This is a genomic window from Catellatospora coxensis (assembly GCF_016862635.1).
GTDB classification, from domain to species: domain Bacteria; phylum Actinomycetota; class Actinomycetes; order Mycobacteriales; family Micromonosporaceae; genus Catellatospora; species Catellatospora coxensis.
In genome coordinates this window covers 1-515 of sequence record NZ_BONI01000223.1, presented here as the reverse complement: position 1 = coordinate 515, position 515 = coordinate 1, and the positions used below count along the sequence as shown (strand labels likewise).

Below are 515 nucleotides of genomic sequence, written 5' to 3'. Positions count from 1 at the left end.
TGGCTGCTGCAGCACCGGGTGCAGCCGGTCGGGCCGGAGGCCGACGAGGGCCACGCCACGCCGCAGTCGTGGTGGAAGGTCATGTGCCTGACCGGCGTCGACTACTTCTCCACCCTGGCCTACCTGCCCGCGATCGCGGCGACCGCGGCCGGGGCGCTGTCGCCGCTGGCGACGCTGCTGATCGTGGCGCTGACGCTGCTGGGCATGCTGCCGATGTACCGGCGGGTGGCCAAGGAGAGCCCGCACGGGCAGGGCTCGGTGGCGATGCTGGAGGACCTGCTGCCGTTCTGGCGCGGCAAGGTCTTCGTGCTGGTGCTGCTCGGCTTCGTGGCCACCTCGTGGATCATCACGATCACCCTGTCGGCCGCCGACGCCTCGGTCCACCTGCTGGAGAACCCCCTGGCACCGGACTTCCTGGAGGGTCACGCCGTCACCATCACGGTGGTCCTGCTGCTCATCCTCGGCGGGGTGTTCCTGCTCGGCTTCAGCGAGGCCGTCGGCGTCGCCATCCCGCT

Annotated in this window: 1 pseudogene; it reads left to right on the top strand. The window is 70.9% G+C overall.

What is annotated here, in order from left to right:
* Positions 1-515: pseudogene (locus Cco03nite_RS42130) on the top strand (amino acid transporter); the annotation flags it as partial.